This window comes from Pseudomonas entomophila (genome assembly GCF_013523125.1).
GTDB lineage: Bacteria > Pseudomonadota > Gammaproteobacteria > Pseudomonadales > Pseudomonadaceae > Aquipseudomonas > Aquipseudomonas entomophila_B.
Genome location: NZ_JAAMQJ010000071.1, coordinates 1 through 7,046, shown reverse-complemented (window position 1 = coordinate 7,046; position 7,046 = coordinate 1). Strand labels below are relative to the sequence as shown.

Here is a 7,046-nt window from a genome sequence, read left to right as displayed (position 1 = left end):
TTTCCCTGGTGTGCGCCGACGAGGTGCAGCTGCTGTCGGCCATCGAAGTGCTGATCCGGCAGACCCTGCCGCGTCACGACGAGCCGGACTTCATCCCGGACCACCGCGTGCCGCTGACCGATGCCAGCGGGCAGGTGATCAAGAAGCCGAAGAAACCCAAGAAGCCCAAGGAGAACAGCGCCAAGCGCGGCCTGGGGCGCTGGATGGACAGCGACGAGACGCCGGCCAAGGCGCCGGCGGTGAAGGCAGTGCGCAAGGTGCCGAGCTTCAATGGCGGTGCGCGCAAGCGCAAGCCGTAAGCGTTTTAGGCTTTTGTGGGCCCTGCGGGCCCAATCGCGGCACGGGGGCCGCTCTCACACCGACCGTGATTGCCTGCGTCACCGCGACGGGTGGAGCGGCCCCTGTGCCGCGATGGGCCGCAAAGCGGCCCTGAAACCGATCAGCAATGAAGCCTCGGATCCTGCCAGTTACTGCCATGTTCTCTACGCGACAGCACGGCGCCAAGGCGGCAGGCAGACTCCTATCCGGCCCGTGACAGCCGGTCATGCCGCGCCGACGGCCCGTGTTGCCCATGCCGCAGCCGCCTGGCCGGCCCTCAGCCCGCTGGCGAAGCAGGCGGTCAGCAGGTAGCCGCCGGTGGGCGCTTCCCAGTCCAGCATCTCGCCTGCGCAGAACACGCCGGGCAGGGCTTTGAGCATCAATCCCTCATCCAATGCCTCGAAGCGCACACCACCAGCACTGCTGATCGCTTCGTCGAGCGGACGGGTGCGCACCAGCTCGATGGGCACGGCCTTGATCGCCTGCGCCAGCCTGACCGGATCGGCGAACACGGTAGGCTCGGTCACCTCGCGCAGCAGGGCAGCCTTGACGCCGTCCAATCCCACCTGGCCTTGCAAGTGCTTGGCCATCGAGCGCGAGCCACGGGGCTTGCTCAAGGCGCGCACCAGGGTATCCAGTGGCCGGTCGGGCAGCAGGTCGAGCAGCACCGTGGCGCGACCGGTCTCTTCGATACACTGGCGAATCGGCGCCGACAGGGCATACACCAGGCTGCCTTCCAGGCCGTGCGCGGTGAGGATGCACTCACCCTTGCGCGGCACCTCGCCAGGCAGCGCCATGGCCACGTTCTTCAGCGGCGCCCCGGCGAACTTGCCCTTGAGCAGGTCGCTCCAGGCCTCGACCTCGAACCCGCAGTTGCTCGGTCGCAGCGCGGCGACCTCCACGCCGCGTGCGGCCAACAGCGGCAGCCAGGCCCCGTCCGAGCCCAGGCGCGCCCAGCTGCCACCGCCCAGGGCCAGGACCACCGCCGCCGCCTCGATGACGCGCTCGCCCTGGGGGCCGGCCACGCGCAGGCGGCCGTCGGCCTGCCAGCCGAGCCAGCGGTGACGGGTGTGGAGGACCACACCGTCGTCGCGCAGACGCTTGAGCCAGGCGCGCAGCAGCGGGGCGGCCTTCATGTCGGTCGGAAACACGCGGCCCGAGGTGCCGACGAAGGTGCTGACGTCCAGGCCATGGATCCATGCGCGCAAGGCCGTGGCATCAAAGCCCTGCAACAGGCGGTCGATCTCGTCACGGCGCTCGGCGTAGCGGCCGACGAACGCCGAGTAAGGCTCGGAATGGGTGATGTTCATGCCGCCCACGCCGGCTAGCAGGAACTTGCGGCCCACCGAGGGCATGGCGTCGAACAGCTCCACGGCCAGGCCGGCCTGGGCCAGCGCTTCGGCGGCCATCAGGCCGGCAGGGCCGCCGCCGATGACGGCGACCAGGGGGCGAGGGGAGGGGGCGGAATCGGTCATGGCAACCCGGGCTGTGGAAAAACCGGCATTCTACCGCACCTGCACTGCCGCGGGCGCTGTACGAAAAATGATCAGTTCTCTGCAGGGCTCGTGGCACAAGGGCTGGCGAGGGTTTCGCTCAGGTTATCCACAGGCGGTTCCACACTCAGTGTGCACAACCCAGCACCCTGGCCGCCGTGTGGTGCAGGATGCCGTGCCGCCTGGCCAAGGCCTCACGGTCTTTGCTGTAGCCGCCGCCGATCACGCCTGCCACCGGGATGTCCCGGCCCAGGCAGTGGCGCAGCACCCGCGCATCGCGCTCGGCCAGGCCCTGATCGGTCAGTTGCAGGTAGCCCAGCGCGTCGTCCCGGTGCACGTCGACTCCGGCGTCGTACAGCACCAGGTCGGGCTGGTACAGCGGCAGCAGGTAGTTGAGCGCATCGTCCACCACGTCCAGGTAGGCCGCATCGCCCATGCCACGTGGCAGTGGGATGTCCCAGTCGCTGTGGGCCTTGCGCGCCGGAAAATTCTGCTGGCAGTGCAGCGACACGGTGATCGCCTCCGGGGTGTCTTCGAGCATGCGCGCGGTGCCGTCGCCCTGGTGCACGTCGCAGTCGAAGATCAGCACCCGCTGCACGCGCCCGGCCGCCAGCAGGTAGCGACTGATCACCGCCAGGTCGTTGAAGATGCAGAACCCTGCTGGATAGTCATGGTGGGCGTGGTGGGTGCCGCCGGCCAGGTGGCAGGCCAGCCCGTGCTCCAGGGCCAGCTCGGCGGTGAGCAGCGAGCCGCCGACGGCCCGCACGGTGCGGCGCGCCAGGGCTTCGCTCCAGGGCAGGCCGAGGCGGCGCTGGTCCTCGCGGGACAGCTCGCCGCTCAGGTAGCGTTCGATGTAGCCCCGGTCGTGGGCCAGGGCGAGGATGTCGTGGGAACACACCTCGGGCCGGATCAGGGCCGCGTCGGTGGTCAGCCCGGTGTCCACCAGGTGATCGCGCAGCAGGCGGAACTTGTCCATCGGAAAGCGGTGTTCCGGTGGAAACGTCGGGCTGTAGTCGTCGTGGTAGATCAGCGGCAGGGCCATGGCAGGGTCGCAAAGGGGCGTGCCTCGATCTTGCCAGCCGCCAGGGCCTGGGGCAACGTCGAGGCGCCCAAGGGGGCGTGGTATTCCCGCAGCGACGGTGGCGTGCCTATCATGCGGTTCCCTTGCCTGTGGAGTGCGCCATGACCCCTGTCCTGCGCCTGGAAAGCCCCCGGTTGGCCCTGCGCCAGTGGCGCGACGAGGACCTGGCCCCCTTCGCCGACCTGTGCGCCGACCCCCAGGTGATGCGCTACTTCCCCGCGCCCCTGACGCGGCTCGAGACCGCGGCGCTGATCGGGCGCATCCGTGGGCATTTCAGCGAGCACGGCTTCGGCCTGTGGGCGCTGGAGCGACTGGACACCGGGGCGTTCATCGGCCTGACCGGTCTGCTGCGCGTGAACTTCGAGGCGCCGTTCGCCCCGGCAGTCGAGATCGGCTGGCGTCTGGCCCGTCGCCACTGGGGGCAGGGCTACGCCAGCGAAGCGGCCTGGACCTGCCTGCACTGCGCGTTCGCCCAGTTGCACCTGGACGAGGTGGTGTCGTTCACCAGCGTCTCCAACCTGCCGTCGCAGAGGGTCATGCAGGCCATCGGCATGGTCGAGGACGTGCAGGGTCGCTTCGAGCATCCGCGCCTGCCAGCCGGTCATCCGCTGCGTCCCCATGTCCTCTACCGCATCGACCGCGCAAGCTGGCAACGCACCTTGCACGGCTGAGCGCGGCCTGACGGTCAAAACTTGTATCATCTGCCGGCCTCTATAATGCCGTGATGCCTTGCCGGGAGATTTCAATGAGCCATGTGCTGGACGACCTCGTCGACCTGTTGAGCCTAGAACCGATCGAAGAAAACCTGTTCCGCGGGCGCAGCCAGGACCTGGGCTTTCGCCAGCTGTACGGCGGCCAGGTGCTCGGCCAGTCGCTGTCGGCCGCCTGCCAGACGGTCGAGGACGCACGCCACGTGCATTCGCTGCACGGCTACTTCCTGCGTCCGGGCGACGCCAGCCTGCCGGTGGTCTACTCGGTCGACCGGGTCCGCGACGGCGGCAGCTTCAGCACGCGCCGGGTGACCGCGATCCAGAAGGGCCAGCCGATCTTCACCTGCAGCGCCTCGTTCCAGTACGACGAGCAAGGCTTCGAGCACCAGGCGCCGATGCCGGACGTGCCGGGGCCGGAAAACCTGCCCAGCGAAGTGGAGCTGGCGCGCGCGCATGCCGACCGTCTGCCGGAGCGCCTGCGCGACAAGATCCTCTGCGCCAAGCCGATCGAGATCCGTCCGGTCACCGAGCGCGACCCGTTCAACCCGCGCCCGGGCGATCCGGTCAAGTACACCTGGTTCCGCGCCGACGGCCAGTTGCCGGACGCACCGGCCCTGCACAAGTACCTGCTGGCCTACGCCTCGGACTTCGGCCTGCTGACCACCTCGCTGCTGCCCCATGGCAAGTCGGTGTGGCAGCGCGACATGCAGATCGCCAGCCTGGATCACGCGCTGTGGTTCCATGGCAACCTGCGTGCCGACGAGTGGCTGCTGTACGCCAACGACAGCCCCTGGGCGGGCAACGCCCGTGGCTTCAACCGGGGCAGCATCTACAACCGCGCAGGTCAACTGGTCGCCTCGTCGTGCCAGGAAGGCCTGATCCGCCACCGCAAGGACTGGGCATGACACTTTCCGAGATCCGCCACTGGGTGTTCGACATGGACGGCACGCTGACCGTGGCCGTGCACGACTTCGTCGGCATCCGCCGCGCGCTGGAGATCCCGCTCGACGAAGACATCCTCACCCACCTGGCCGGCCTGCCCGCCGAGGTCGCCCAGGCCAAGCACGCCTGGCTGCTGGAGCACGAGCGCGAACTGGCCCTCGGCTCGCAGGCGGCAGAGGGCGCGGTGGAGCTGGTGCGCGAGCTGGCCGAGCGGGGATGTCAGCTGGGCATCCTGACGCGCAATGCCCGTGAGCTGGCCCACGTCACCCTGCAGGCCATCGGCCTGGCCGACTGCTTCCCGGTCGCGCAGATCCTCGGGCGTGACGAGGCGGCGCCCAAGCCTAGCCCGGACGGGTTGCTGCGGATCGCCCAGGACTGGAACGTCGCGCCCTCGCAGCTGGTGATGGTCGGCGATTACCGGTTCGACCTCGATTGCGGCCGCGCGGCCGGGGCGCACACGGTGCTGGTCAACGTACCGGACAACCCCTGGCCGGAACTGGCCGACTGGCATGCCCGCGACTGTCATGCCCTGCGCCGTCTGCTGGGCTGACCGGCGTCGTTCGACGGCGGGAGACGAGCGTTGCAGAGCTGTCTTCTTGCCATTATCGCGGGTTGCGTCACCGGTCATGACGCGGATGGATACGTCATCCGCGACATCTGGCGCATCCAGGTATTGCCTGTCGTGATCGAACAGTTACGGGACGTTTTCGAATAATTTCCACACGCGGTGCCCGGCTTACAGTGAGGCCGCACTTCACTGACGCGCCGCGGTCCTGCATCGCCCGACAATAACAACGCGCCGGTGAGCCACATTCCCCCTCGTCCCACAGGAGACGCTTTCGCCTACGCCTGCCTTCCTTCCTTGTGTCAGCAAAAAGAGAACAAGATCAATGAACACCGTGGGATCTGATGGGAGCGCCCTTGCACAAGGGTTCAAACCACGTCATGTAACGATGCTGTCGATTGCCGGCATCATCGGTGCAGGGCTGTTCGTCGGTTCGGGGCACGCCATCGCGGCGGCCGGTCCGGCAACCATAATCGCTTACCTGGTGGCCGGTACCTTGGTGGTGCTGGTCATGCGCATGCTCGGCGAAATGGCCGTCGCTCACCCTGACACCGGGTCATTTTCCACCTACGCCGACCAGGCTATCGGGCCATGGGCCGGCTACACCATCGGCTGGTTGTACTGGTGGTTCTGGGTGCTGGTGATCCCCATCGAGGCCCTGGCGGCCGGGCATGTGCTGAACCTGTGGTTCCCGGAGGTGGACAGTTGGTTGTTCGCACTGGCCTCGATCGTGCTGCTGGCGGCGACCAACCTGTTCAGCGTGGCCAAGTACGGTGAGTTCGAGTTCTGGTTCGCGGTGCTCAAGGTCACGGCGATCATCGGCTTCATCGGCCTGGGCTTCGCCGCGCTGATGGGCTGGTTGCCGGAACGCGAGGTCAGCGGCCTGGGGTCGCTGATGGCGCAGCACGGCGGCTTCGCCCCGAATGGCGCCTCGGCGGTGGTGGGGGCGTTCATCACGGTGATGTTCAGCTTCATCGGCACCGAGGCGGTGACCATCGCCGCAGCCGAGTCCAGCGACCCTTCGCGCAACATCGCCAAGGCCACCCGCTCGGTGATCTGGCGGATCAGTACCTTCTACCTGCTGTCGATCCTGGTGATCATCTCGATCGTGCCGTGGAACGACCCGCAACTGGCGGTGGTGGGGTCCTACCAGCGTGCGCTGGAGCTGATGAACATCCCCTATGCGTCGTTCATGGTCGACTTCGTGGTGCTGGTGGCGGTCGCCAGCTGCATGAACTCGTCGATCTACATCGCCTCGCGGATGATGTATTCGCTGGCCAAGCGCGGCGACGCGCCGGCCATGCTGAAGAAGACCTCCAGCGTCGGTGTGCCGCGCGCAGCGGTGTTCGGCAGCACGCTGATCGGCGTGGCCATCACGGTGCTCAACTACTTCGCGCCCAAGGGCGTGTTCGAGTTCCTGCTGGCCAGCTCCGGGGCCATCGCCTTGCTGGTCTACCTGGTGATCGCCATTTCCCAGCTGCGCATGCGCGGTCGACTGGAGCGCGAGAACGCCCAGCTGAAGTTCCGCATGTGGCTGTTCCCCTGGCTGACCTGGGCGGTGATCGTGTTCATCGTCTGCGCGTTGGGCGTGATGATGTTCACCGAGGAGCATCGCGCAGAGATCAGCGCGACCCTGGGGCTGGCGATCGTGATCTCGTTCCTGGGGATCATCAGCTCGCGGGGGCATGCGCGGACGGCGCAGGGGCGGGTGTTGGGGGAGGTGAGGTCCTGAGGTTCGGGGCTGGGCGTTGGCTTATTGCCGGAAAGACGGAGGGGCTGGTTTTACGGCCCCTGCGGGACCGATCGCGGCGCAGGGGCCGCTCCTTGTATCTCGACTTTTGCCTCCTTGCAGGCCAAAGTTCTCGACTGATCATCGAGGGAAGGCCATGAAGCAGAGCCGCTCCTAGGGCATCGAGCCCGCATTGTAGATATGCTCG

General features: G+C 67.5%; 6 protein-coding genes and 1 pseudogene. 5 read left to right on the top strand and 2 right to left on the bottom strand.

The genetic code is table 11. The features are described 5' to 3' along the window. A pseudogene (locus tag G7007_RS21355) lies at positions 1-299 on the top strand (DEAD/DEAH box helicase); the annotation flags it as partial. Positions 300-542: 243 nt separating this feature from the next. Here G7007_RS21355 and G7007_RS21350 read toward each other — a convergent pair. Continuing rightward, a complete protein-coding gene (locus tag G7007_RS21350; protein ID WP_181105039.1) occupies positions 543-1,793 on the bottom strand; it encodes a TIGR03862 family flavoprotein in 1,251 nt (416 codons plus the stop codon). Positions 1,794-1,938: 145 nt separating this feature from the next. Next, positions 1,939-2,853: a histone deacetylase family protein gene (locus G7007_RS21345; RefSeq protein WP_181105037.1), complete on the bottom strand. Its 915-nt coding sequence runs from the start codon at positions 2,851-2,853 to the stop codon at positions 1,939-1,941. 140 nt (positions 2,854-2,993) lie between these two features. Here G7007_RS21345 and G7007_RS21340 point away from each other — a divergent pair, with 140 nt between their 5' ends. The 4 genes from G7007_RS21340 (at position 2,994) to gabP (ending at position 6,841) form a co-directional block, all read left to right on the top strand. Next, positions 2,994-3,563 (top strand): GNAT family N-acetyltransferase, encoded by a 570-nt coding sequence (locus tag G7007_RS21340; RefSeq protein ID WP_181105035.1) that lies wholly within the window; start codon positions 2,994-2,996, stop codon positions 3,561-3,563. A gap of 74 nt (positions 3,564-3,637) precedes the next feature. Then, positions 3,638-4,507, top strand: coding sequence for an acyl-CoA thioesterase II (tesB, locus tag G7007_RS21335; RefSeq protein ID WP_181105033.1), 870 nt, complete (start codon positions 3,638-3,640; stop codon positions 4,505-4,507). After that, positions 4,504-5,094, top strand: coding sequence for an HAD family hydrolase (locus G7007_RS21330; RefSeq protein ID WP_181105031.1), 591 nt, complete (start codon positions 4,504-4,506; stop codon positions 5,092-5,094). Before tesB ends, G7007_RS21330 begins: the two co-directional genes overlap by 4 nt. A 340-nt stretch (positions 5,095-5,434) precedes the next feature. Then, on the top strand, positions 5,435-6,841 hold the full coding sequence (gabP, locus tag G7007_RS21325; protein ID WP_181105029.1) for a GABA permease: 1,407 nt from the start codon (positions 5,435-5,437) through the stop codon (positions 6,839-6,841). Positions 6,842-7,046: the final 205 nt, after the last annotated feature.